The organism is Acinetobacter sp. NBRC 100985, from assembly GCF_000241225.1.
Taxonomy (GTDB): Bacteria; Pseudomonadota; Gammaproteobacteria; order Pseudomonadales; family Moraxellaceae; genus Acinetobacter; species Acinetobacter venetianus.
In genome coordinates, this window is record NZ_BAEB01000038.1 from 1 (window position 1) to 26,776 (window position 26,776).

The following is a 26,776-nucleotide window of genomic DNA, read 5'->3' on the forward strand; positions in this document are numbered from 1 at the left end:
TTTTTATATCTATGTTGATTTAGGCGGCATGTTTGGACTGAGCATTAAGGAAATGTCCAATTTCTTGGCTGAATTTTCTTGGTTCTGTAATTAGAGGTGTGTGCCCTGAACGCTCAAAGTAAACGGCTGTTGCATTGCTTAACGAGTTAGCAATCAATGTTTGTCCTGTTTCAGGGTAAAGCGTAGATTCACGACCAATAAAGAAAGTCGTTGGGCAATCAACATGACTGATTGCTTCACGATAATCTTCATCGTGATTTAAATAGTTCTCTACATACCAAAGCAAGTAATCTAGGCGTTGAATTGGTAGTAAATACTTTTGTAAGAATGGGCGATGTAATGCGAGTTTGAAAATCTTAGGGCTGTAACTGTTGCTGCTCTGAAACTCAATGAATCCAGCCCATAAACTTACTAGCTTATAGCGGATATCATCTGGCAAATCCTCTAACTTCTGAGCGTATTTATAATTGAGCAGAAGCGTTTGTATATCGAGGAGCAGCTTTTTAAATTGAGGTTGTTTTTGTCCAAATAAGCCATATTGCCAAGAATCATCAACTGCAATTTTGGGTGTTTGGTCAATGTGTAAATAGGCTTTTAATTTATTTGCTAGATCACCATGCTTCATACCATGCATTGCCGTCGTTGCGCCCATGGAATAGCCCATTAAGATGAATTGATCTAGTTTCAATTGCTTGATTAATGCATCTATATCATTCCAATGGCTTGAAATGGCATCCATTTCAGGAATAGCGCAGTTCTTTGAGCCACCAAAACCACGCCAATCGGGAATAATAAACTCGTATTGCTTACGATTTGCAAATAGGAAAGGTAGCCATTGCCAACTATGCATACCAAGTCCTGACAATACGAGTACAGGTTCACCTTCGCCAACACGACGTACAAAAAGTTTTTCTTGGTCAGGCATAGTATAAAACGGCATTATTATTCTCCAGTTTTGTCTGATTGCTCAAATTTCTTTAATTGAGGAATCATTTGTTCTAACCATTTTATCCATTCATTTTCTTTAATGATACCGAGTTCAAGAATCATTTTATGGATAAAAAGGATACGATTAGTCGGTTCATGATTTTTAAAATCTTTATCATGAATTGCTTGGTATAAGCTTAATTTTTCCTTATGAAGCTCAAGATGACGCTCAAGTTCAGGTAAAATATTGTTACCGCCGAGTTGAGCTTCAGCTCTTAATCTAACCATAAGGTCATCGCGCAGTTGAGCAGGTTCACTTTGTTGTTCAATCCATGAAGCGAGTTGTATTCTGCCGAGTTGTTCGACTTGATAGGTCTTTTTTCGGCTATTCGCAGCTTGTTCTTCTAGTGTAGAGATCCATCCTTTTTTCAGCATTCCATTGAGTTCCCGATAGATTTGCTGATGAGTCGCATTCCAAAAGAAGCCCATTGAACGGTCAAAGCGACGAGCTAATTCAAAACCAGTACTTGGCTTTTCTAATAAGCTTGTCAATAAAACATGGGCAAGTGACATAATATTCCGTAATAAAAATGACTCATTAGAATTATGCAATATGTTGCATAAAAATCAAATCTTGTTTATAACTTTATGCAACAAGTTGCATTAGCAAGCAGATTGCTAGCCAAAGGAGAAAACATGTCAGCTTACCCACATTTATTAAAGCCACTTGATTTAGGCTTTACGACTTTAAAAAACCGCGTGCTTATGGGGTCTATGCATATTGGTTTAGAAGAAGCACCGCAAGGATATGATCGTATGGCAGCATTTTATGCTGAACGTGCAAAAGGTGATGTGGGTTTAATTGTAACGGGTGGTGTTTCTCCAAATGATGATGGTGTTGTTTTTTCGCACGGTACAAAATTAGATTCGATCGAGGAAGCTGAAAAACATAAAGTGATTACTCAGGCTGTACATGACGCTGGTGGTAAAATCGCAATGCAAATCCTGCATACGGGTCGTTATTCTTATCAAGCAAATAACGTTGCACCATCTGCTATCCAAGCACCAATTAACCCAATAAAACCTAAAGCGTTAAGTTCAGCGGAAGTACAACAAACAATTGATGATTTTGCTAACTGTGCCAAGCTTGCTCAATACGCTGGCTATGATGGTGTCGAAATCATGGGTTCAGAAGGCTATCTAATTAATGAATTTATTGCTGCACGTACCAATCACCGTGATGATGAGTGGGGTGGTAGCTATGAAAACCGTATTCGTTTTCCGCTTGAAATTGTAAAGCGTACCCGTTCATTAGTTGGTGAGAACTTCATTATTATCTATCGTCTATCGATGCTTGACTTGGTTGAGGGTGGTTCAAGTTTAGAAGAAGTTATTCAACTTGCTAAAGAAATTGAAAAAGCAGGTGCAACGATCATTAACACAGGGATTGGCTGGCATGAAGCACGCATCCCAACGATTGCGACTAAAGTACCTCGTGCAGCATTTACTTGGGTGACTGAGAAGCTAAAAGGAACGGTTTCGATTCCACTGATTACTTCTAACCGCATTAATACACCAGAAATGGCTGAACATGTATTGGCATCGGGTCATGCGGATATGATTTCAATGGCACGCCCAATGTTAGCAGATGCTGAATTTGTATTAAAAGCCAGTGAAGGTCGTAGTGATGAAATCAATACATGTATTGGTTGTAACCAAGCATGTTTAGATCATATTTTCTCTATGAAAATTGCAACTTGTTTAGTGAATCCGCGCGCATGTTATGAAACTGAGCTTATTTTTAAAGAAGCAAACACAGCAAAAAATATTGCGGTGATTGGTGCAGGTCCAGCTGGTTTGAGCTTTGCAACCTATGCTGCAAGTCGTGGTCATAAAGTAAAAGTATTTGATTCGAGCAATCAAATTGGTGGCCAATTTAACATTGCGAAAACGATTCCTGGTAAAGAAGAATTCTATGAGACTTTACGCTACTTCAAACGTCAAATTGAATTACAACCGAATATTGAGCTCGTACTGAACCACACCGCGACTTATGAAGAGTTGAGTCAAGCAAACTATGATGACATCGTCGTTGCAACAGGTGTTACACCTCGCCAATTACAGTTTGAAGGCATTGATCATCCAAAAGTATTGAGCTATATCCAAGTTTTAAGAGAGCGTATGCCTGTAGGTAAGCGTGTCGCAATTATTGGTGCGGGTGGAATTGGTTTTGATACAGCAGAATACTTAACGCATGAAGGCGATAGTGGTAGCTTGAATCCACAAAAATTCTATGATGAATGGGGTATTGATACATCATATGAAAATGTGGGTGGGCTAAAACCAGCTGAGCTTGAAAAATCTGAGCGAGAAATTTACCTTTTACAGCGCAAGACGGCCGCAGTTGGCGCAGGTTTGGGCAAAACAACTGGCTGGATTCATCGCACTGGCTTAAAACATCGTGATGTGAAAATGATTGCAGGTGCTAGCTATGACAAAGTTGATGATCAAGGTTTGCATATTACGGTTGACGGCCAAACACACATACTCGAAGTAGATAATGTCGTAATTTGTGCAGGACAAGAATCATATACAGCAATGTACGACCAACTCAAAGCAGATGGGAAGAATGTACATCTGATCGGTGGTGCGAAAGAAGCGGGTGAGCTAGATGCAAAACGTGCGATTCGCCAAGGCGCAGAATTAGCAGCAGTCGTATAACTCAATTAAGGGCATTCTTCCAAAGAGGAATGCCCTTAAATATATAAATCACAGCATAATTTAAAAAGGAATATAACAATGACACTCGCAACAACGAAACATTCTTTAGAACAATGGCATGAGATGATTAAAACTCATGATTTGACAAGCCTAAATGATTTATTAGCAGAAGATGTCGTGTTCCGTTCACCAGTCGCATATAAGCCTTATGAAGGGAAGCATGTTGTTTTCTTTATTCTCACAAATGTGATTCAGGTGTTTCAGGATTTTACCTATCACCGTGAGTTCTATACTGAAGATGGTGAAAATGTGGTGCTTGAGTTTAGTGCCAATGTCAGTGGTAAGTCATTAAAGGGGATCGATATGATCAAATTTAATAAACAAGGTAAAATTATTGATTTTGAAGTGATGATTCGTCCAATGAGTGGATTGGCGGCACTTGCAGAGCAAATGGGCGCTCGATTTGCTCAATATCGAGCAAATGCATAAAAGAAAAATAGCCTAAGTAAGCAGAGGTTTGAAGATGTGGTTAAAAATTACGACACTTACATTACTTCCTATTATTGCTATACAAGGAATCAAAGTTCGTAAAAAGATGCTACATCTTCCAGAAGCAAGTGGTGAAAGGGATGGAGTAATCGGCAGTGGAAAACCGCTTTCATTGCTAATTCTTGGTGATTCTGCCGCAGCAGGTGTTGGGGTAGAAATGCAACAAGATGCTTTGTCGGGTTCGATCATTAAAGAACTTGGCAATGAATTTACTTTGACGTGGAAGTTACAAGCGCAAACAGGTGACACGACACAACAAGTGATTCAGGCAGCTAAACAAATAAGTGATCAGCAGTATGATATTGTTGTTACATCAATAGGTGTAAATGATGTTACGAAATTTACTTCGGCGAGATCATGGTTAAAACAACAAAAACAATTATTTATAGATATTGAAAACAGGTTTAATCCTAAATTAATCATCGTGTCTGGTGTGCCACCAATGCAACATTTTCCTGCTTTGCCTAATCCTTTGGCATGGTTGTTTGGAAAATATGCAGCGCAAATGAACCAAGTATTACAACAATGGTTAATGCCGCAGGATAAATTTAAATTTATCCAATATGATATAAAAGAGTTTCAGGCATTAAATTTGCCTATGGCAAGTGATGGTTTTCATCCGGGTAAAGAAATTTACGCAATTTGGGGGCAAAAAGTCGCATTTTTAGTGCGAGAAACATTTACTTATCGTTAAAGGTAGTGAGCGGATATGGGTATTTCAGCTTTAAATAAAATTAAAGTTTTAGGTTCAGAATTATTTGATGCAGTTGTTGGTGCTGAACAACCCAAAATGTATTATGACCCAAAAGGAAAAATTAAAAATACACTCGAAAAGCTACCCCAGTTACGAGAAAAATATCGCCCAACGCCGTGGTTGAGTAATACCCATCTTCATTTACTTTATTTTGATGTGATTAGAAAGAAAACTATAAAACTTGAGTATGATCGCGTTGACCAACTGACGATGCAAGATGGAGGAATCACTGCGATAGCTTGGTATGGATATGATTTACCAGCAGAGACTCCAACAGTGGTGATCATGCATACAATTACGGGAACACCTGAAAGTATGCGTGAGCTTGTCAAAGATTTACATGAATATACAGGATGGCGCATCGCACTCTGTTTGCGCCGTGGTCATGCAGGTTTACCTATGCCTGTCCCGCGTATTTCCTTGTTTGGATCGACGAGTGATCTTCGGGAACAGTTACAGTATATTCAAAGTTTATTCCCTCAAACAGAACTATATGCGGTTGGCTCTTCTGCGGGAACTGGATTATTGGTTCGGTACTTGGGAGAACAAGGCTGTGACACACCATTCAAAGCTGCTTTTGCCATGTGTCCAGGCTACAACACAGAAATTGGATTTAAAAATGTTCATCCGTTTTATAGCAAAATGATGACTAAAAAATTATTCAAATATTTTATTCAACCCTATCAAGATATTTGGAATCAGGTTTCTTCGATTGAGAAAGTACTTGCAACTACGAATTTAGAGGAATTTGAAAAAGTTTATTTTGAAATGGCGGGATATCAAGATTATCAGAGTTATTGCCAAGCTATAAATCCAATCTATGTTTTTGAGAATATTAAAATTCCGTTGATGATTCTAAATGCTGAAGATGATCCTGTGTGTTCAATTAAAAACTTAGAACCTTATAAAGATGCGATTCAGCAGATGGATAATATTGCGGTTGTAACGACGAAGAAAGGTAGTCATTGTGGTTTTTACGAAAGCTTTAGTGCTAAATCTTGGGCTTCGCGTTTAATTGCAGACTTCTTTAAAAGTACAACTTAAGAGAATGAGTGAATAAAAAAGCCAGTTGGAGGCAACTGGCTTTTCAATCTAATGAATAGATTAATTATTTAAAGCAGGTGTTGCTGCCGCAATAGCAGCTGCTACAGCATCATCTTCAGTTTGAGATGGACCAGTAGAGCTTTGAGTTTTTACAGGTTGTTCTACTTTGGCTGGTTTTGGCTGTTCAGTACGTGGAGTTTCTTGAGTAGCTGTGTCATTAGAAGTTTGTGCTGGACGAGTTTCACGACGAATTTCAGTCGTTGTGTTTTCAGTTTCTTCACGAGTTGTTTCAATTACAGGAGCAGGAGATTCTTGTGTATCTGCGCTTTCTAAAGTTTGAAACTCTTGAGCTTTTTCTGGTTCAGGTTGTTGAGTTTCTTGAGTCTCAGTCGCCTGTTCTTGCTGCTCTTCGTTTTTAGGTTCTTCTTTTTTCACACAAGCCGTCAATAAAAGACCTGCTGCAAGTGCTGCACAAATTAAAAGTTTTTTATTCGCCATTGCCAAAACAACATATTAAATTAGGACAGCGGAATTATAGCAGTAAAATTATTAGAGTGAATCACTGATCATTATTCAGTTTGTTGATATTTTATAAACGCTTAACCAATTTTCTTTTCTAAAGAAGCTTCGAATAGTTCATTTCATAGGTTATTTTCTGACAGATTCAGTATTTTGGGTTAGAGAAAACTAAATTAAGTATGAAAATTCCACAAATCCCATAAATTTTTATCGAAAATGCTGATAGAATAACCAGTTGTTTATAGTTCTTTGAATTGATGCGGTTTGACTTTGCTTTATAGGGGCAGAGTACAGTAAAATTGCCCAACATTGTAGGCCGATTTCGGCTCGATTGTACGAGAAACTCAATGACCCATTTTATTTTTGTCACTGGTGGTGTTGTTTCATCACTAGGTAAAGGTATTTCTGCTGCTTCTGTTGCTGCACTTTTGGAAGCTCGTGGCTTAAAAGTCACTATGGTAAAAATGGATCCATACATTAATGTCGATCCAGGTACCATGAGCCCATTTCAGCACGGTGAAGTTTTCGTCACAGAGGATGGTGCTGAAACTGACTTAGATTTGGGATATTACGAACGTTTCTTACGTCGTGCAAAAATGACTAAGTTGAATAACTTTACAAGTGGTCGTGTATATCAAGACGTTTTAAATAAAGAACGTCGTGGCGACTATCTTGGTGGTACTGTTCAAGTTATTCCACATATCACAGATAATATTAAAGAACGTGTGCTTCGTGCAGGCGAAGGTTATGACGTTGCGATTGTAGAGATTGGTGGTACTGTAGGTGATATCGAATCACTTCCATTTATGGAATCAGTACGTCAGTTAATGGTTGAGCTTGGTCATAAGCGTACGATGCTTATGCATTTAACTTTATTGCCATATATTAAATCTGCTGCTGAGTTAAAAACTAAACCTACACAACATTCTGTAAAAGAACTTCTTTCTATTGGTATTCAACCAGACATTTTAATCTGCCGTACAGAATATGATGTAGATGCTGATACAAAACGTAAAATTGCATTGTTTACGAATGTTGAAGCGCGTGCAGTTGTTGTATGTAAAGATGCAAAAACAATTTATCAAATTCCTCGTAACTTCTCCGAACAAAAGGTTGACGATTTAATTTGTGAACGTTTTGGTTTTAATGATCTTCCTGAAGCAAATCTTGAAGATTGGGACAATGTGGTAGAAGCATTATTAAATCCTGAATATACCGTTCGCGTCGCGATGGTTGGTAAATACGTTGAATTGCCAGATGCATATAAATCTGTCAATGAAGCGCTTTTACATGCAGGTATTCAAAATCGCGTTAAAGTTCAAATTGACTACGTCAATGCTGAAGATCTAGAACAACAAGACATCAATGTTTTGAGTACGGCTGATGCAATTCTTGTACCGGGTGGTTTTGGTGAGCGCGGTACAGAAGGGAAAATGCGTGCGATCCAATATGCTCGTGAAAACAAGATTCCTTTCTTAGGTATTTGTTTAGGCATGCAATTGGCTGTAATTGAATATGCTCGTAATGTTGCTGGTATTCCAGAAGCAAGTTCTACTGAGTTTAATCGTTCTACAAAGTCTCCATTAATTGGCTTAATTACTGAATGGTTAGATGAACGTGGCGAATTACAACAGCGTAGTCTTGAATCAGACTTAGGCGGAACGATGCGTTTAGGTGCTCAAAAGTCTGAATTGGTTGAAGGCACAAAAACACGTGAAGTTTATGGTAAAGCTGAAATTACTGAACGCCATCGCCATCGTTATGAAATGAATGATCGTTTCATTCCTACGCTTGAAGAAGCGGGTATGAAAATTTCAGGTTATTCTTCAGTACAGCATTTAGTTGAAACTGTCGAAATTCCTGAACATCCTTGGTTTATTGCTGTACAATTCCATCCAGAATTTACAAGTTCACCACGAGATGGACATCCATTATTTGCTGGTTTCATTGATGCTGCAAAAAAACAGCACAAACAAGGTAAATAAGGCAGTTCTTTAAATAAACTGGGAAAGTTTAAATGTCACAATTAAAACCACAAGAAGTTGTACGTTTAGGCGATATACAAATGGCAAATCATTTGCCATTTGTATTATTTGGCGGAATGAACGTACTCGAGTCAAAAGATTTAGCATTTGAAATTGCTGAAACTTATATTGATATCTGCAAACGCTTAGAAATCCCTTACGTGTTCAAGGCAAGTTTTGATAAAGCGAACCGTTCAAGCTTAACTTCTTTCCGTGGACCGGGTTTAGAAAAAGGGATTGAATGGCTTGCGGATATTAAAAAACAATTTAATGTTCCAATCATTACTGATGTACATGAACCACATCAAGCTGCGCCAGTTGCTGAGGTAGCTGACATCATTCAGCTTCCAGCATTTCTAAGTCGTCAGACTGATTTAGTTGAAGCAATGGCGAAAACTCAAGCCATCATCAATATTAAAAAAGCACAATTTTTAGCTCCACATGAAATGCGTCATATCTTGCATAAATGTTTAGAGGCTGGAAATGATAAGCTTATCCTTTGTGAGCGTGGCTCAGCATTTGGTTATAACAACTTAGTGGTTGATATGCTCGGCTTCGATATCATGAAAGAAATGAATGTTCCTGTATTCTTTGATGTGACTCATGCATTACAAACACCAGGTGGTCGTGCTGATTCAGCAGGTGGTCGTCGTGCTCAAATTACGACTTTAGCCCGTGCTGGTATGGCGACTGGACTTGCTGGTTTGTTCTTAGAAGCACATCCAGATCCTGAAAAAGCGAAATGTGATGGGCCTTGTGCTTTACGCTTATCACAGCTTGAGCCTTTCTTGGCACAATTAAAAGAATTGGATACTTTAGTTAAAGGATTCAAAAAGTTAGACACTCATTGATGCAGCTATTTGCATCTTGTTATTCAATCAACAGAGGAATTGTTCATGAGCCAAATCGTTGACATTCGTGCACGCGAAATTTTGGATTCTCGTGGTAACCCAACCATCGAAGCAGACGTAATTTTAGAATCTGGTGTTGTTGGTCGTGCATGTGCACCATCTGGTGCTTCAACTGGTTCTCGTGAAGCTTTAGAACTTCGTGACGGAGATAAATCTCGTTACCTAGGTAAAGGCGTTCGTACTGCTGTTCAAAATGTAAATAGTTCAATTCATGAATTACTTGTTGGTCAAAATGTTTTTGAGCAAAAATTGCTTGATGACAAAATGATTGCATTGGATGGTACTGAAAACAAAGAGAAATTAGGTGCAAATGCAACTTTAGCAGTATCTTTGGCTGCTGCTCGTGCTGCGGCATCTGAACAAAAACTTCCATTGTTCCAATATATTGCAAACTTACGTGGTCAAACAACTTTGACTATGCCTGTTCCAATGATGAACATCTTGAATGGTGGTGAACACGCTGATAACACTGTTGATATTCAAGAGTTCATGATTGAGCCTGTAGGTTTTACTTCATTTGCTGAAGCATTACGCTCAGGTGCGGAAGTTTTCCATGCTTTGAAATCTGTACTTAAAAAGCAAGGTTTAAATACTGCAGTTGGTGATGAAGGTGGTTTCGCACCGAACTTACGTTCTAACGAAGAAGCCATTCAAGTTATTCTTCAAGCGATTGAGTTGACTGGTTATAAAGCTGGTTCAGATATGATGCTTGCTTTAGACTGCGCATCTTCAGAATTCTATAAAAATGGCCAGTACGTTTTAGAGGGTGAAGGTAACCGTGCATTTACAAGCCATCAATTTGCTGATTATTTAGCTGGGCTTGTAAATCAGTATCCTATTATCTCAATTGAAGATGGTCTTGATGAGTCTGATTGGGAAGGTTGGAGCTACTTAACATCAATTCTTGGCGATAAAATCCAATTGGTTGGTGACGATTTATTCGTGACGAATCCTAAGATTTTACAACGTGGTATTGATGAGAAAGTAGGTAACTCTATCCTGATCAAATACAACCAAATTGGTACATTAAGCGAAACCTTAGATGCAATTTACCTTGCTAAAGCAAATGGTTATTCAACTGTAATCTCTCATCGTTCTGGTGAGACAGAAGATTCAACAATTGCTGATTTAGCTGTTGGTACAGCAGCGGGTCAAATTAAGACTGGTTCACTTTGCCGTTCTGACCGTGTTGCGAAATATAACCAATTGCTTCGTATTGAAGAATTAACGAAAGCAGCTTACCGCGGTAAAGCTGAATTCAAAGGTCTAAAATAAGGTCAATTTATCTATGTTGAATACTTTTGATCATCTTTCTTTACAAAAGAGAGAAACTCTGCAAATTCATAATCCTATAGAATTTGCGGATAATCTTCCTTTGAGAAAGATGTAGAGAGTTTTTCATGATAGAGATGTTTCGATCTACTTCAAGTAAGTTGATTCTGTTGCTTGTAATCGCATTGGTTACAAGCTTACAGTACCAATTTTGGTTTGGTGAGGGAGGCTATCTTGCTCACCAAGCGCTTACACAGCAAATTACCCAACAATCAGAAATAAATACTGAGCTTAAAGAGCGAAATCGTATTTTAGCGGCCGAAGTTTTTGACTTAAAAAATGGCACAGAAGCGATTGAAGAACATGCTCGTCTTGATTTAGGTTTAGTTAAACCTAATGAAACTTTTGTTCAAATGAGCACAATTAGCACGCATTACAAGCCAATTTATATTGATCCAAATGCAAAAGTAGATACAGCGACGAATGAAAACCCAGACTAAACTGTGGGCGGTTGTACCAGCAGCAGGTTCTGGCAGTCGTTTTTCTAAAACAGAATTAAAGCAATACCAATATATTCAGGATCAGACTGTACTTGAACATACAGTTAATCGCCTTAACTCTCTTGATTTAGCTGGTTGCGTGCTTGCTATAGGCGAACAAGACAATTTTGCAAAAACGCTCTCTTTTCAAAATCAAAACAAAGTACATTTTTGTTTAGGTGGAAAGGAGCGTGTCCACTCGGTTTTAAATGCTTTAATCTATTTATCTGAAATAGCGGCAGATGATGATTGGGTGCTTGTTCATGATGCAGCAAGACCTTGCATAACTCAACAGAATTTAGAGCAATTGGTTGTATCTGCGATTAATGCAGATCAAAGTACTATTTTAGCAATACCTGTTCGTGATACTTTGAAATTGGTTCAAAGCAATAATCTGATTACAAAGACTGTGAGCCGTGACTTGTTATGGCAAGCACAAACGCCTCAAATGGCTAAATTAAAAACATTAAAATCTGCAATTGAAAATGCTTTGGCAGACAATGTTTTAATTACTGATGAAGCAAGCGCTCTTGAATATGTAAATGAACCCGTACAAGTTGTACAAGGTCGTTCTGATAATATTAAAATTACTTATAGTGATGATTTAGAGCTTGCTCGTTTAATTCTTCAGTCGCAAAATCCATAGTTAAAGCGTAAATACAGGTCATATCAACCATAGTATCGCAGATAAATAAGTTGAAAATTAAAGCTTTTAACATCAATATAAATGACAACTATTTCACTATTTGTTAAATTTGAATAACATACTTTATAACGGATCAACAAATGAAAAAATTATTACTTGCAGGTCTTTTTACATTTTCTTTAGTCGGCTGTGCAACGACACCCGACCAACCACAAGATACCATGCAAGAAACTATACGTTATTCTTCTAGTCCTTGTTTTGGTGCTTGCCCAATTTATTCTGTAGAAGTTTCGCCATCTGGAGCTGTGCACTTTGATGGTAAGCAATATACGAAAGTTATTGGTACTCAAGATCTTACAGTTGATCCTTCTGTTTATAAAAAGCTCCAACAGGAACTTAAGACATATCGTCCTGAAACTGGTGCGAATGTCAAAACAACAGGTTGTGTGCAAACTGCTACTGATCAACCTAGTGCTTATTTTTGGTGGAAACGCCCAGATGGTACTGTTACGCGTTTAAGCCATTATCAAGGTTGTATTTCTCCAGCAAATGCTGAGTTGAATAAGTTAATTGAGAAATTACCGACATTGATTGGAATTGAAGATTTAGTACGTTAACCCATGCTGTAAAATTAGACAAAATTCGCAGTTATGTTAGTATAACGATACAACGCAATAATGCGGAGGGTTCACAAATGACAGCTTTTACAAACATGCAAATGACAATGCAAGAAGAAGATAATCTTCCAAATCTTGCTGTTCAAGCATTTCGTGATGCTTTTAAGCAAGCTAGTGAATCTTCTACTGTCGTTTTCGCAAAAGATCATCAATTAATTGAGAAGTTACCTTCTGGTAAGATTAATGTGATTAAAGATATTTCTGCGGCATATACGTCGATTACAGCAACTCAAAAAGTACTTAAGCGTAAGAGAAAACAGGCTGTTATATAATAAATGCGACAACCTCGTATTCGTATGTTTGCTGGGCCAAATGGTTCTGGTAAGAGTACAATAAAAGACTATCTATTGCCCCGACATATCGGGGCATATTTAAATGCAGATGAATTAGAAAAAGTCTTAAATCAAACACAAGTTTTAGATTTAGAGAGCTATCATAATCACCTTGAGCCATTAAAACTGCTTGAGTTTTTACGAAGTAAGAAGAAAAAATTAAACCACAATACATTTGCTTTACTTAGTCAAGAACCTCAGCAAATAAGTAAAAAGAAAATACGTTTTGCTCATCAAGATGTTGATTCATATTTAGCGGCTCGAATTATTGATTTTATTCGTTTAGAATTTCTAAGATTAAAAATAAGCTTTACTTTTGAGACCGTGATGTCTCATATCAGTAAAGTCGAGTTCTTGAAAGAAGCACAAGCTCAAGGATTCAAAACATACTTATATTTTGTCTCTACTGTAGATCCTGAGATTAATATTGCTCGAGTTAAATATCGAGTAAGCACAGGAGGGCACCCTGTACCAGAACAGAAAATTCGTGATCGATATTTTAGAAGTATGGATTTACTTATGCAGGCGGTAGAAGTTACAGACAGAGCATTTTTATTTGATAATTCATCTGATGGACAAAAAGCTGCTTTTTTAGCTGAAATAGAACATGCAGAAATATTAAAATTAAATCAAGTGGTTACTGAATTTCCAATATGGTTTGCAGATAAAGTTCTTTCAGAGTTTGAGTAATTTGTATCAAAATGAATAAATCACTTCAATAATTATACTTAATGATATATTATAAAAACATATAATGTAATGGGCAAAGCAAATGTCTAGCATCATCTCAGCTTTAATCGGTGGTGGAATCCTTGGAATCGCAGTCGTAGGCTACCTCTATGTAAACGGTCGGATTGCAGGTATTAGCGGTCTACTCGCACAAGTATTACAACCAAAATCACTTTTAGCGAATCCAGCATTTTGGTTCTTGCTTGGGTTATTTCTCACGCCATTTTTGTATGGATTGTTTGTACAACCTGAAATTAAGATTAATGCAGCTCCATTTAGCTTGATCATCGCAGGTCTTTTAGTTGGCTTTGGTACACGTTTAGGTTCAGGCTGTACCAGTGGGCATGGTATCTGTGGTATGAGCCGTCTATCAATACGCTCAGTGATTGCAACGATGACATTTATGCTTGCTGGCATTGTGACTGTGTATGTGATTCGTCATGTTTTAGGAGCGGTAATATGAAAAATGTATTCGCTTTTATCTTTGGAAGCTTATTTGCTCTAGGTTTAATGATCTCGGGCATGTCGAATCCAGAAAAAGTTCTAGGATTTTTAGATATTTTCGGTCAGTGGGATATTAGTTTAATGTTTGTGATGATCGGCGCAATTGCAATTGCGATCATTCCATTCCAAAAAGCAATCCGTAATCCTAAAACTTTGTTTGGTGAAAAAATTTCTTTACCTACAAATACCCAAATCGACAAAAAGTTGATTTTAGGAGCAGTCATATTTGGTGTAGGTTGGGGGATTGCAGGGATTTGTCCAGCACCAGCAATTACTTTAATTGGTTTAGGTTATTCTGAAGCTTGGTATTTTATCGCTTCAATGTTACTGGGTATTTTTATTCACCGTTTGTGGGCTGAACGATAGGAGCGTAAACATGCAACATCCTCAAGTTAAAGCTTTCTTTGATGAAAACACCAATACTTTTAGCTATGTGGTCAGTGATCCACAGACATTACAATGCGCCATTATAGATAGTGTGTTGGATTATGATTCAGCATCAGCTTCAACAACGACATACAGCGCTGATCATATTATTAAGTTTATTCAAGAAAATCAGCTTAAAACTGAGTGGATTTTAGAAACACATGTCCATGCGGATCATCTCACAGCATCTCAATATCTAAAATCGCAACTTGGTGGAAAGATTGCCATGAGCGAAAAGATTAGTATTGTTCAAGAAACATTTAGCGCAATTTATAATATTGATATTAAAACGTTGAATAGCCATCAAACATTTGACTATCTTTTTAAAGATCATGAGCATTTTAAAATTGGCGATCTAGATGCATATAACATTCCGACACCAGGACATACGCCTGCGTGTCTAAGTTATGTCATTGGTGATGCAGTTTTTGTTGGAGATACGTTGTTTATGCCCGATTATGGAACTGCACGTTGTGATTTTCCGAAGGGCAGTGCGGATATTTTATTTGAGTCAGTGCATAAGCTTTATCAATTACCTGACCAGATGCGAGTTTTCTTGTGCCATGACTATAAGCCGATTGGACGAAATGAATATCAATCTGAAACCAGCATTGAAGCGCAAAAACAGACAAATATTCATCTTAATGTGAATACTCAAAAGCAAGATTTTGTTCGCATGCGTAATGCTAGAGATGCGACGCTATCCATGCCAAAATTGATTTTGCCATCCATTCAAATCAATATGGATGCTGGTCGTTTTCCTGAACCCGAACCGAATGGTATTCGTTATCTGAAACTGCCTTTTAACTATTTTAAGCACTAATTTTTAATAAATGTCATTTTGCGGAATGGCATTTTTATATTTCTAAAATAGCCTAAGCAAAAATTAAGTTGTAATTTTAGAGATTTTGGATACCTCTTAAATAGCAAGAGCAAATATAAATCTCATCATTAAAAAACCAAAATATAAGAACTTAAACAAAAAATCTTTGTATTCAATAAAAAAGCTATGCTACAAATACATCTCATTTTAGAACTGGCAATATTATAAGGTAATTTAATGACCACAATCTATTTAGTCAGACATGGTCAAGCTTCTTTTGGCAAAACAAATTATGATGAGCTTTCAGAAAATGGAGAAGCTCAAGCCAAAATCTTAGGGCAGTACTTTAAAAAAACGATAACTGAACAGCCACTGATTATTTCTGGAGCAATGCAACGTCACCAACAAACAACTCAAATCGCATTAAATGAGTGTTTTCCTCAGGCTAATTATCAAACTAGTGCTTTGTGGAATGAGTTTAATCATCAACAAATTTTTTCACGTTATGAGCCTAAATTTGAACAGCCAGAGTTATTGAAACAAGAGATTCATAACGAAATAGATCCAAGAACTTATTTAGCACAAATTTTTGATCAAGCGATACAGCGTTGGACAGATGAATCCTATCATCATGAATATGATGAATCATGGATTGTATTCAAAACTCGTGTAGAAGTTGCATTACAAAATTTATGTACTGAATTGCAAAACACTCAAGCAAAAGAAGCTATCGTATTTACTTCTGCTGGAGTTATTTCAGTGATTGTGGGCAAATTACTTGAGTTAAATGTACAACGTACATTTGCCTTAAGCTGGTCGATTGCAAATACGAGTATCACAACTTTAAAGCTGTTAAATGATGAACCACAACTTTTTAGTATGAATGAACATCAGTTTATTAAGTCCCAAAATCCCGATCTTTTGACATGGTTATAATTGAGGTTTAAAGATTTTGATCGAAATTGAAACACATCCATTAAAACCATTTTTGCCTTCCAATGCTAAATTACTCATGTTGGGAAGTTTTCCTCCACCTCAAAGTCGTTGGAAAATGGCCTTTTATTATCCAAATTACCAAAATGACATGTGGCGAATATTTGGTCTGATCTTTTTTAAAGATAAAAATTATTTTTTAGATTTAGCCAATAAAAATTTTCAAGAGCAAAAAATTCGTGAATTTTTGACTGAAATTGGTGTAGGGATATTTGATACGGCGTTCCAAGTAAAACGTCTACAAGGTAATGCGTCTGATAAGTTTTTAGAGATCGTTACACCAACTAACCTGACTCAATTGCTTAAACAGATTCCGAAATGTCATACCATTATGACAACAGGAGATAAAGCTACCGATACATTGATGCTACATTTTCCTGAGCAGAGTAATAAGCCCATGATTGGTCAGTCGGTACAAGTCCATTTTGAGAGTCGTGAACTTAATTTATACCGTTTACCATCTTCATCGCGTGCATATCCATTGGCTTTAGAGAAAAAAGCAGAAGCTTATCAGCAGTTCTTTAGACAAATTGGTTTGGTGTAGTTGGTTGTTATGAAAATGACCAATCATGATTATAAGCTACTACTATAAAATAAAAGGAATATAAGTATGATTCATAGTAATGTTTTTGAGGCTATACAGAATGAAAGTGGTATCAGAAGGATCGATAATATTTATATAGATAGAGATGGAAATAGTGAAGATAACTCATTTTCTATAGAACAATTAATGATTGAAATTGATTTTAAGCTTTGGGTCTTTCAAGTAAATCGAGAATTTGATGAAATTGAATTAATCCTTAAAAGTAAATTAGAGATCAATTTTGAAGAGTATAAAGAATTTAATAGCCTTTCTAATTTGAAAGGCTTAGAGATTGGATCATTGTTTGCAATTATTAATGAAAGAGGTTACACCGATGGAGTTAAGTTGAAATTATTTAGTGGGATATTAACTAGTGGAACTCCTCCTTTTTGTGGAACACTCACATTGATTTCTTTAGCTTCAGGTCTACAATATGAGTTGAGTTCGGTAGGAATTGATACATATCTAATTTAATTTACATCATCCATTCCACTGGAAAATAAGAGACAAAATGCATTGTAAAACGCTGAAATTTCGTGCTTTCAGGATCATGATTATGTTTTATCACCTCACCATCTGATCTATGTTCATACCAAACAATATTGCCATTTTCATCAAGTTTAAGTTGGTAAGCGACTTGTAATAAATGTTGATCAAGCAAAGCTGTAATTTGATCTTGTAAATGATCTGACTCAACTACTAAGCCAACTTCAGTATTTAAATGAGCAGAGCGAGGGTCAAAATTAAATGAGCCAATAAAAACTTTACCATCAACATCAAAAAACTTGGCGTGTAAGCTAGAACGGTTTTTACCTTTTTTAGGAATTACGCTACCAGTAGCGATTTCGTACCACGTCCGTTTATTGCGTTCAATATTTGGCTTAAATTCATAGAGTTGTATACCATTTTTTAATAATGGTTTACGGTATTTACTATAAAAAGAATGCACAACAGCGACATCATTTGCCACCAAACTATTGGTTAAAACTCTTACTTTGATGCCATTCTGAGAAAGCTCACTGAGATATTGGGTACCACGGTGTGTTGGAACAAAATAAGCAGAAACAAGCTCCATATGCTGTGCAGGTTTGCCCATGATTTTTAAAACTTGGGAATACAATAATTCCTGATCTTTTGCTTTTCCCAAGGCTTTATTGGGATGATCTGCTACAAAATGTGCCTTTGCCCATTGAATAGGGTAGTTCTGCAGACGAATTTTTAAATAATCTTGAGCGGCCTCTAATTTTTCTTCTGTAGGTGTATTCACTTCATCCAAAGCTTGATAGGTTAGTTTCAAACTTTCCAATTGTTGCGGTTTACCATCACCCAAAAGTTGTTCTGTTGAATAACTGAGAGGATCATTCCAGAATTCTTCAAACACTTGTTCAGCACGATCTACAGCTTTGCCGTAGAAGAGAATGTCCATATCACTAAACTGGAACTGATCACTTGCTTCAAAATATTCACTACTAATGTTACGACCACCAGTTACTGCAATAGAAGCATCGGCAATCGTTAATTTATTGTGCATACGATGATTGATACGATTTAGTCTAAAAAAATAGTCAATAAAACGTAAATGTCTAAATTTATATGGATTGAAAATTCGAATTTCAAAATTTGGAAGTTGTGAAAGGGCTTTCAAGGTTTTATCGAGTTTAACGCCATTCTGATCATCGATTAACAATCTAACTTTAACGCCTCGATCAGCTGCATTAAGCAATTCATGCAGCATCATGTTACCAATGGCATCGTCATTCCAAATGTAATATTGTAAATCGAGATGATGTTTTGCATTTCTAATGAGATGAATACGCGAGGCAATACTTAAAAAGGCATCATCTAATGCTAAAAAAGCCGTTAAACCGTTTTCAATATTAAGATCGGCTTGAGGATCGTTCATCCATTTTGTTTTTGTTTGCAAGGATTTACTCCGATCATGGATTTGATTGGGAGGCAATGAACAGCCACTTATTCCTAATATGATAACAAGCGTTGTAATCTTAAAATGGTATGAATTGTTTATCATTTTATTTATCAAGCGTATGAATCCAATAGCAATTTGCATGTGATTGATTTTGTTATATATCTAAACGCTTTTTGTTTCCAAGGGTTAAATGTAATTGGTAATTTAATCAATGACTTATAGTTTTAATTCAACTAACTAAATAAGGTTTTTACAGCTAAATAACTAGAATATTAAAGTATATAAATCAATAAATATTGAGGTAAGGTACTATACTGGTGTATAGTATATTTTTAGATTTAATGTGGTCGACATTATGCCTAAACAGATAGAGGATAAAAAAAAGATTCTCACACGTGTAAAACGAATTCAAGGTCAAGTTCAAAGTGTTGAGCGAGCTTTGGAAAATGACACAGAATGTGCTGATATTTTGCAGCAAATCTGTGCAGTTCGTGGAGCATTAAATGGTTTGATGACTGAACTTCTCGAAATTCATTTAAAAGATACATTGGTTGTCGGTGAATCTTCAGAGTTGCAACGCAGTCAAGAGCTAACTCAGGTCAGTAAAATTCTTAAATCTTATTTAAAGTAAAATTCAGGAGTGTCATCGTGATTAAATCTCGTGCAGCCGTTGCTTTTGCCGCTGGTGAACCATTACAAATCGTAGAACTTGATGTTGAACCACCTAAAGCAGGTGAAGTCCTCATTAAGATTAGCCATACTGGTGTATGCCATACTGATGCTTTTACTTTATCTGGTGATGATCCAGAAGGTGTTTTTCCAGCTGTATTGGGACATGAAGGTGCAGGTGTCGTTGTGCAGGTCGGTGAAGGTGTAACCAGTGTTGCTGTTGGTGACCATGTCATTCCACTATATACGGCAGAGTGTAAAGAGTGTTTATTCTGTAAGTCAGGTAAAACTAACCTTTGTGTTGCTGTACGTGCAACTCAGGGTAAAGGTGTGATGCCTGATGGTACAACACGCTTTTCTTATAATGGTCAACCGATCTATCACTACATGGGCTGTTCTACTTTTAGTGAATATACGGTTGTTGCTGAAGTATCTTTGGCCAAAATCAATCCAGAAGCCAATCACGAACAAGTGTGTTTGTTGGGCTGTGGTGTAACGACAGGTATTGGTGCGGTACACAATACAGCTAAAGTACGAGAGGGTGATAGTGTTGCTGTATTTGGTTTAGGCGGTATCGGTCTTGCAGTTGTGCAAGGTGCTCGTCAAGCCAAAGCAGGACGAATTATTGTTGTTGACACTAATCCTGAAAAGTTTGAACTTGCAAAACAGTTTGGTGCGACTGATTGCCTAAATCCCAAAGATTATGATCAACCAATTCAACAAGTGATTGTTGAAATGACAGGTTGGGGAGTAGATCATTCATTTGAATGTATTGGCAATACCAACGTTATGCGTTCAGCCTTAGAATGCGCACATCGTGGTTGGGGGCAATCTGTGATTATCGGTGTTGCTGGTGCTGGCCAAGAAATATCAACACGTCCATTCCAGTTAGTGACTGGTCGTAAATGGATGGGTACAGCATTTGGTGGCGTTAAAGGGCGTACACAATTACCAAAAATGGTTGAAGATGCAATGAAGGGTGAAATTCAACTTGAACCATTCGTAACGCATACTATGCCATTGGAAAATATCAATGAAGCATTTGACTTAATGCACGAAGGTAAATCGATTCGTACAGTAATTCATTTCTAAATCGTATTATTTAGAATAGATGACGCGCAATGTGTCATCTATTCTTTGGGTTTAAATCAATGCCAAAAACTCGTTTAAAACTACATGTTCGAATATTGTCTAATGATGAGATTGCATTTGGTCCAGGTAAAGCTGAGTTATTAGAAGCAATTCAACGCACAGGTTCTATTTCTCAAGCAGCAAAGTCGATGAACATGAGTTATCGACGCGCATGGCAGCTTGTAGATACCATGAACCAATGTTTCGACTCAGCACTCGTTGAGACTCAAACGGGCGGAACGCATGGTGGTGGTGCAGTCGTAACTGAATTCGGCCAAACGATCTTAAAAAAATTTAGAATAATGGAGAATCAAGCTGCGCAAGCGATCCAACAGGATTTTGATGAATTGTCAGGTTTATTAAAACGAACAGAATAACCCAGATATTGAAGATTTATAAAAATAATAATGCACAGTTTAGAAGCCAATTTGCTTATGCCTTTTTAATTTGCTGAATTATGGAGCAAGTAAAATTTATAGCAGCTCTTTTTCGTATCATCGCAAAGCAAAAAATTTTGATGAAAATTATGAAATAACGATAAATTATTATTTTTTATAACAAAAATAAGGTTGGCATACTTTCTGCATTTATTAATTCAAACTTGTATACAAGATAGGATTCATAAAGTGCGTGAGATAAAAACTTTAGGCTGGACAGTTTCTGAATGGCAAACAGCTTATTTAAAAAATGAAATCCAGTTAGATAACTTGAAAGAATTAGTGACGGCAATTGATCCACAAGATTGTGCGTGGATTTCAGTAGCAAGTACAGATTTAATTGAACAACAGATCCAAGCACTGAACGCTTTAACTCAAAACGCTGAAGACTTACAAAAACAATTTCCATTATATGGCGTCCCGTTTGCAGTTAAAGACAATATTGATGTTACAGGCTTTGTGACGACAGCAGCATGTAAAGCTTTGACTCAAATTGCCGACCAAGATGCTGAGACAGTTCGTTTGCTCAAACAAGCAGGTGCGATTGTGATTGGGAAAACCAACCTCGATCAATTTGCAACAGGGCTTGTTGGAACACGCTCTCCATTTGGCGCAGTGCCAAATACATTTAAATCTGAATATGTGAGTGGTGGTTCAAGTTCAGGTTCAGCAAGTGTCGTTGCACGAGGTTTTGTTCCTTTTGCTTTAGGTACTGATACGGCTGGCTCTGGTCGTGTTCCAGCGGGTTTTAACAACATTGTTGGATTGAAACCAACCAAAGGCCGTTTTTCTAATCGTGGTTTATTGCCTGCATGCAAAACGCTGGATTGTATTTCAATCTTCGCATTGACTGTGAGCGATGCTGAGCTTGTCGCCAATGTTGTTGAGGCATACGATGCACTCGATAGCTATTCAAGAAAACATCCTAAAAATGTTCCAGCACGCTTTTCGAACAAAATGAAATTTGCTGTGCCAGCACAACTTAACTTTTTTGGTGATATTCAAGCAGAAACTGCATTTCAAAAAACCATTCAACTGCTTGAATCACTGAATGCTGAAATCACAAAGATTGATTTCTCTGATTTTGAAAAACTTGCTGCTCAACTTTATCAAGGCTCATGGGTCGCGGAACGCACAGCAGCCGTTGAAGCCTTACTCAAAACCAATGCTGATGATTTTGATCCAACTGTTTTAGAAATCATTCAACAAGGTGAAAAATATACGGCGATCGATGCATACAATGCTGAATATTTAAAACAAGATTTGGCACGAAAAATTCAAGAAACATTGGCTGAATTTGATGCCTTAATCGTACCAACAACACCGACGATTTATACCATTGAACAAGTACAGCAGTATCCGATCGAGTACAACGCACATTTTGGAACGTATACCAACTTTACCAACCTTGCTGATTTAAGCGCATTGGCTTTACCCGCAGGCTTTAGAGCAGATCATTTACCCTTTGGTATTACCTTGATTGCACCTGCTTGGCACGATGCTGCGCTCGCGCATTTTGGTAAAGCTTGGCAAAACTATTTAGCGCTGAAATTAGGTGCTTTGGACAAAAGTGTACCGTCAAATAGCTCGACTGTTATTTCTCCACATCATATTCGCGTTGCCGTAGTAGGAGCACACCTCACAGGTATGCCACTGAATTTCCAACTGACCACGCGTGATGCGGTTCATGTTGAAACCACAAAAACTTCTCAGAATTATGCGCTTTACGCACTCAATGGAACGATTCCGCCTAAACCGGGCTTAGCACGTCAAGAAGATGGTCAAAGCATTATCGTTGAATTATGGGATGTACCAACAGCGCGTTTTGGCGAATTCGTGGCAGAAATTCCAACACCTTTAGGCATGGGAAATGTCGAACTAGAAGATGGTCGTTGGGTGAAAGGCTTTATCTGTGAGCCTTATGGCTTAGGTGATGCTGAGGATATTAGTCACTTTGGCGGTTGGAGAGCTTACATCCAACATCGTAATAGCCAAACAGCAAATACAACACTTTAATTTTTTGGGGAATCATCATGTTTAAAACTGTACTTATTGCAAACCGTGGTGAAATTGCTGTGAGAGCAATTCGAACACTTAAAAAATTAGGCATTACCAGTGTTGCCGTATATTCAGACAGTGATCGTTATGCGCAGCATGTTGAAGATGCTGATATTGCTGTTGCTTTAGAGGGTTTGAAACCCGCTGATACCTATTTGTGTATTGAAAAGCTGATACAAGCTGCGAAACAAACAGGCGCAGAAGCAATTTTTCCCGGCTATGGTTTCTTGTCTGAAAGCGCTGATTTTTCACGAGCATGTGAAGAAAATAATATTGCTTTTATGGGGCCAACTGCGGAGCAAATTTTAGAGTTTGGGTTAAAGCATCGTGCGCGAGAGTTGGCTGCCGCTGCAAATGTGCCGATGACACCGGGAACAGGATTGCTGGATAGTTTACAAGAGGCTTTAGCTGCGGCTGATCGAATTGGTTATCCGATCATGTTAAAAAGTACCGCTGGTGGAGGTGGTATTGGTTTAACACGTTGTGATACACCACAAGCATTAACGGATGCCTATGAAAGTGTAAAACGCTTAGGCGAGCAATTCTTTAAAGATGCAGGCGTATTTATTGAATGCTTTATTGATAAAGCACGTCATGTCGAAGTCCAAATTTTTGGTGATGGTCAAGGTCAAGTGGTTGCATTTGGTGAGCGTGATTGTTCATTGCAAAGACGTAACCAAAAGGTAGTCGAAGAAACACCTGCTGCAAATCTACCAGAAGCAACCCGCAAAAAATTGCATCAGGCGGCGGTGGAACTTGGACAATCTGTAAACTACCGCAGCGCGGGTACAGTTGAGTTCATTTATGATGCAAAACGTGATGAATTCTATTTTCTGGAAGTCAATACACGTTTACAAGTTGAACACCCTGTGACTGAAATGGTGACAGGCTTAGATTTAATCGAATGTATGCTTAAAGTTGCTGCTGGCGATGAACTGGACTGGAATTATTTAAGCAATATTCAGCCGCAAGGTGCTGCAATTGAGGTTCGTGTTTATGCCGAAGACCCAGCGAAAAACTTCCAGCCAAGTCCGGGTGTTTTGACCGAAGTTGCATTCCCTGAAGATATCCGTGTCGATACATGGGTGAAAACAGGAACGGAAATATCGCAATATTTTGATCCAATGATCGCCAAAATTATTGTCCATGCAGATGATCGTGCGGCTGCAATTGAAAAGTTAAAAACAGTATTGGCTGAAACTCGTTTAAATGGCATCAGTACTAACTTAGATTATGCACGTGCCATTGTGTCGGATGAGCGTTTTGAAAGTATGCAAATCTGGACACGGATGCTCGATGATTTTAACTACGCACCGAATGTAATTGAAGTCATACAAGCAGGTACATTGAGCTCAATCCAAGATTATCCGGGTCGTACAGGATACTGGGATATTGGTGTACCACCATCAGGTCCAATGGATGATTATGCATTTCAGCTTGCCAATCGAATTGTAGGCAATGACGCAAAAGCCGCAGGTTTTGAATTTACACTTGTCGGGCCAACATTAAAGTTTCATGCAAATACGACGATTGCACTCACGGGCGCAAGCTGTAAGGTATTGCTGGATGAAACTGAAATTGATTTTTGGCAACCCATTACAGTTAAAGCAGGTCAAACTTTAAAAATAGGACAAGTTGAATCAGGTTGCCGTACATACTTAGCGGTGCGTGATGGTTTAGATGTTCCATTGTATTTAGGTAGTCGCTCAACATTTGCACTGGGTAATTTTGGTGGTCATGCAGGGCGTACTTTACGCGTTGGTGACATGATAAAATTAGTTGATCCTGCATTTGCCAGTGTTGAGCTACCTGTTGCAATTGATACACCGCAAGCATTATCGACTGATTTAATTCCTGAATATGGCAATGAATGGGAAATCGGTGTTTTATATGGACCGCACGGCGCACCTGATTTCTTTAAACCTGAATATATAGAAGAATTTTTTGCATCTGAATGGACAGTACATTTTAACTCAAACCGTTTAGGTGTTCGTCTTTCTGGCCCTACACCAAGCTGGGCACGAGAAAATGGCGGTGAGGCAGGTCTACATCCATCCAATGTGCATGACTGTGAATATGCCATTGGTGCGATCAACTTTACAGGTGATTTTCCTGTCATTTTGGCAAAAGACGGCCCAAGCTTAGGCGGTTTCGTTTGCCCAGTCACTATTGCTAAAGCAGAGCTGTGGAAAGTCGGACAGCTCAAAGCAGATGATAAAATTCGTTTTTATCCGATGTCAGTTGAGCAAGCAAATGCGCTTGAGCTTAAACAAAAAGCCAATATTGAAAACTTTGCAAACGCTGAAAATGCTGCTGAAATTATTGAACCCACTGAAAATGTCAGTACCACCATTTTAGCGCAACGTGATGAAACAGACGTTTCCCCAAAAACAGTTTATCGCCAAGCAGGTGATAGTTATATCTTGCTTGAATACGGTGAAAATGTTCTGGATTTAGCATTGCGATTACGCGTACATCAATTGATTCAAATGATTCGTGATGCTGACATTGCAGGGGTATTGGAACTGTCTCCCGGTGTGCGTTCACTACAAATCAAATATGATGGTCTCGTGATTCCACAAGCTGATTTAATTAGCAAACTTCTTCAGCTTGAAGCAGAAATGGGCGATTTGAGTAACCTTAAAATCCCATCTCGTATCGTTCATTTACCTATGGCATTTGAAGATAGTGCAACACTAGGAGCTGTTGAACGTTATCAAGAAAGCGTATGTGCCAAAGCACCTTGGTTGCCAAATAACGTCGATTTCATTCAACGCATTAATGGTTTAGCACATCGTGATGAAGTCAAAGATATTATCTTTGATGCCAATTATTTAATTTTGGGTTTAGGCGATGTGTATTTAACCGCGCCATGTGCTGTACCCATCGATCCACGCCATCGTTTATTGAGCTCAAAATACAATCCTGCGCGTACTTTTACGGCTGAAGGCACTGTGGGTATTGGTGGGATGTACATGTGTATTTACGGTATGGATTCACCCGGTGGTTATCAATTGGTTGGACGTACTTTGCCAATTTGGAATAAGTTTAAGAAAAATAAACAGTTTGGTGACAAACAATGGTTTTTAAAATTCTTTGACCAAATTAAATATTTCCCAGTCACTGAGGAAGAGCTGAATCAATGGCGCGCAGATTTTGAAAATGGCCGTGCTGAAATCAAAATTGAAGAGACTGAATTTGATTATGCCGCTTATGTAAACTTCTTGGAAAATGAAGCGGAGAGTATCGCTGCATTTAAAGAGAAACAACAACATGCATTTACAACGGAAGTCAGTCGTTGGAAAGAAGAGTTCTCAACTCAGGCAGAAGAACAAATTGAACTTCCAAATGACGTGGATTACAGCCATCTTTCCTCACTTAATGCTTCTATGACAGGTAATATCTGGAAAATTTTTGTAGAAAGTGGGCAAGAGGTTAAAAAAGGTGAAACTGTTGCTATTATTGAAGCAATGAAAATGGAACTCCCTGTGTATGCTGAGGAAGATGGCATAGTGAAGGCAATTATTTGTCGCGCAGGGCAAACTGTTCACAGCGGTGAACCGTTGGTGTATATGGAATAG

At 37.9% G+C, this 26,776-nt stretch carries 27 protein-coding genes; 23 read left to right on the forward strand and 4 right to left on the reverse strand.

What is annotated here, in order from left to right; translation table 11 throughout:
* Positions 1-19: 19 nt before the first annotated feature.
* Both ACT4_RS13710 and ACT4_RS13715 read right to left on the reverse strand, forming a co-directional pair.
* Complete coding sequence (locus tag ACT4_RS13710; protein ID WP_004879749.1) at positions 20-940, reverse strand: alpha/beta fold hydrolase; 921 nt, start codon at positions 938-940, stop codon at positions 20-22.
* A 2-nt stretch (positions 941-942) separates the two neighbouring features.
* A complete protein-coding gene (locus ACT4_RS13715) occupies positions 943-1,500 on the reverse strand; it encodes a PadR family transcriptional regulator (protein ID WP_004879746.1) in 558 nt (185 codons plus the stop codon).
* A gap of 123 nt (positions 1,501-1,623) precedes the next feature.
* Here ACT4_RS13715 and ACT4_RS13720 point away from each other — a divergent pair, with 123 nt between their 5' ends.
* The 4 genes from ACT4_RS13720 (at position 1,624) to ACT4_RS13735 (ending at position 5,995) form a co-directional block, all read left to right on the forward strand.
* A complete protein-coding gene (locus ACT4_RS13720; RefSeq protein ID WP_007483073.1) occupies positions 1,624-3,648 on the forward strand; it encodes an NADPH-dependent 2,4-dienoyl-CoA reductase in 2,025 nt (674 codons plus the stop codon).
* Between the two features lie 78 nt (positions 3,649-3,726).
* A complete protein-coding gene (locus ACT4_RS13725; protein ID WP_007483075.1) occupies positions 3,727-4,137 on the forward strand; it encodes a nuclear transport factor 2 family protein in 411 nt (136 codons plus the stop codon).
* 34 nt (positions 4,138-4,171) lie between these two features.
* Positions 4,172-4,891, forward strand: a complete 720-nt coding sequence (locus tag ACT4_RS13730; protein WP_007483077.1) for an SGNH/GDSL hydrolase family protein — start codon at positions 4,172-4,174, stop codon at positions 4,889-4,891.
* Positions 4,892-4,906: 15 nt separating this feature from the next.
* Entirely contained in the window at positions 4,907-5,995 is a 1,089-nt protein-coding gene (locus ACT4_RS13735; protein WP_007483078.1) for a YheT family hydrolase, read from the forward strand.
* Positions 5,996-6,055: 60 nt separating this feature from the next.
* Here the strand turns inward: ACT4_RS13735 and ACT4_RS13740 are convergent, their stop codons facing one another.
* Positions 6,056-6,493 carry a hypothetical protein gene (locus ACT4_RS13740; protein ID WP_007483080.1) on the reverse strand — a complete coding sequence of 146 codons (438 nt, stop codon included), beginning with the start codon at positions 6,491-6,493 and terminating at the stop codon, positions 6,056-6,058.
* Between the two features lie 368 nt (positions 6,494-6,861).
* On the opposite strand from ACT4_RS13740, the gene ACT4_RS13745 reads away from it, so the two are divergent.
* From ACT4_RS13745 to ACT4_RS13810, 14 genes are all read left to right on the forward strand, one after another.
* Positions 6,862-8,499, forward strand: coding sequence for a CTP synthase (locus ACT4_RS13745; RefSeq protein WP_007483082.1), 1,638 nt, complete (start codon positions 6,862-6,864; stop codon positions 8,497-8,499).
* A 32-nt stretch (positions 8,500-8,531) separates the two neighbouring features.
* Complete coding sequence (gene kdsA / locus ACT4_RS13750) at positions 8,532-9,389, forward strand: 3-deoxy-8-phosphooctulonate synthase (RefSeq protein ID WP_007483084.1); 858 nt, start codon at positions 8,532-8,534, stop codon at positions 9,387-9,389.
* Positions 9,390-9,434: 45 nt separating this feature from the next.
* Positions 9,435-10,724 carry a phosphopyruvate hydratase gene (gene eno / locus ACT4_RS13755; RefSeq protein ID WP_004879735.1) on the forward strand — a complete coding sequence of 430 codons (1,290 nt, stop codon included), beginning with the start codon at positions 9,435-9,437 and terminating at the stop codon, positions 10,722-10,724.
* Positions 10,725-10,849: 125 nt separating this feature from the next.
* Positions 10,850-11,221, forward strand: a complete 372-nt coding sequence (gene ftsB, locus ACT4_RS13760; RefSeq protein WP_004879733.1) for a cell division protein FtsB — start codon at positions 10,850-10,852, stop codon at positions 11,219-11,221.
* Positions 11,205-11,906 (forward strand): 2-C-methyl-D-erythritol 4-phosphate cytidylyltransferase, encoded by a 702-nt coding sequence (gene ispD, locus ACT4_RS13765; protein ID WP_007483087.1) that lies wholly within the window; start codon positions 11,205-11,207, stop codon positions 11,904-11,906. Before ftsB ends, ispD begins: the two co-directional genes overlap by 17 nt.
* Before the next feature lie 140 nt (positions 11,907-12,046).
* Positions 12,047-12,523, forward strand: coding sequence for a DUF6438 domain-containing protein (locus tag ACT4_RS13770; RefSeq protein ID WP_004879729.1), 477 nt, complete (start codon positions 12,047-12,049; stop codon positions 12,521-12,523).
* A gap of 77 nt (positions 12,524-12,600) precedes the next feature.
* Positions 12,601-12,855 (forward strand): hypothetical protein, encoded by a 255-nt coding sequence (locus tag ACT4_RS13775; RefSeq protein WP_007483090.1) that lies wholly within the window; start codon positions 12,601-12,603, stop codon positions 12,853-12,855.
* Positions 12,856-12,858: 3 nt separating this feature from the next.
* Positions 12,859-13,605 (forward strand): hypothetical protein, encoded by a 747-nt coding sequence (locus ACT4_RS13780; protein WP_007483093.1) that lies wholly within the window; start codon positions 12,859-12,861, stop codon positions 13,603-13,605.
* A gap of 82 nt (positions 13,606-13,687) precedes the next feature.
* Positions 13,688-14,107 (forward strand): YeeE/YedE family protein, encoded by a 420-nt coding sequence (locus ACT4_RS13785; protein WP_007483095.1) that lies wholly within the window; start codon positions 13,688-13,690, stop codon positions 14,105-14,107.
* Positions 14,104-14,514, forward strand: a complete 411-nt coding sequence (locus ACT4_RS13790) for a DUF6691 family protein (RefSeq protein ID WP_004879719.1) — start codon at positions 14,104-14,106, stop codon at positions 14,512-14,514. The genes ACT4_RS13785 and ACT4_RS13790 overlap by 4 nt, the downstream gene beginning before the upstream one ends.
* 10 nt (positions 14,515-14,524) lie before the next feature.
* Positions 14,525-15,397: an MBL fold metallo-hydrolase gene (locus ACT4_RS13795; RefSeq protein WP_007483098.1), complete on the forward strand. Its 873-nt coding sequence runs from the start codon at positions 14,525-14,527 to the stop codon at positions 15,395-15,397.
* A gap of 237 nt (positions 15,398-15,634) precedes the next feature.
* Entirely contained in the window at positions 15,635-16,333 is a 699-nt protein-coding gene (locus tag ACT4_RS13800) for a histidine phosphatase family protein (RefSeq protein ID WP_007483100.1), read from the forward strand.
* Positions 16,334-16,349: 16 nt separating this feature from the next.
* A complete protein-coding gene (locus ACT4_RS13805; protein WP_007483103.1) occupies positions 16,350-16,934 on the forward strand; it encodes a uracil-DNA glycosylase family protein in 585 nt (194 codons plus the stop codon).
* Between the two features lie 66 nt (positions 16,935-17,000).
* Positions 17,001-17,447, forward strand: a complete 447-nt coding sequence (locus tag ACT4_RS13810; RefSeq protein ID WP_007483106.1) for a DUF6334 family protein — start codon at positions 17,001-17,003, stop codon at positions 17,445-17,447.
* A gap of 1 nt (position 17,448) precedes the next feature.
* Here the strand turns inward: ACT4_RS13810 and ACT4_RS13815 are convergent, their stop codons facing one another.
* Positions 17,449-18,957 carry a phospholipase D family protein gene (locus ACT4_RS13815; protein WP_171054827.1) on the reverse strand — a complete coding sequence of 503 codons (1,509 nt, stop codon included), beginning with the start codon at positions 18,955-18,957 and terminating at the stop codon, positions 17,449-17,451.
* 298 nt (positions 18,958-19,255) lie between these two features.
* On the opposite strand from ACT4_RS13815, the gene ACT4_RS13820 reads away from it, so the two are divergent.
* From ACT4_RS13820 to uca, 5 genes are all read left to right on the forward strand, one after another.
* Positions 19,256-19,531, forward strand: coding sequence for a metal/formaldehyde-sensitive transcriptional repressor (locus ACT4_RS13820; protein ID WP_007483111.1), 276 nt, complete (start codon positions 19,256-19,258; stop codon positions 19,529-19,531).
* Between the two features lie 20 nt (positions 19,532-19,551).
* Positions 19,552-20,661 (forward strand): S-(hydroxymethyl)glutathione dehydrogenase/class III alcohol dehydrogenase, encoded by a 1,110-nt coding sequence (locus ACT4_RS13825; protein WP_034605246.1) that lies wholly within the window; start codon positions 19,552-19,554, stop codon positions 20,659-20,661.
* 59 nt (positions 20,662-20,720) lie between these two features.
* Positions 20,721-21,077: a winged helix-turn-helix domain-containing protein gene (locus ACT4_RS13830; protein WP_007483117.1), complete on the forward strand. Its 357-nt coding sequence runs from the start codon at positions 20,721-20,723 to the stop codon at positions 21,075-21,077.
* Positions 21,078-21,326: 249 nt separating this feature from the next.
* A complete protein-coding gene (atzF, locus tag ACT4_RS13835; RefSeq protein WP_007483119.1) occupies positions 21,327-23,153 on the forward strand; it encodes an allophanate hydrolase in 1,827 nt (608 codons plus the stop codon).
* Between the two features lie 17 nt (positions 23,154-23,170).
* Positions 23,171-26,776, forward strand: coding sequence for an urea carboxylase (uca, locus tag ACT4_RS13840; protein WP_007483122.1), 3,606 nt, complete (start codon positions 23,171-23,173; stop codon positions 26,774-26,776).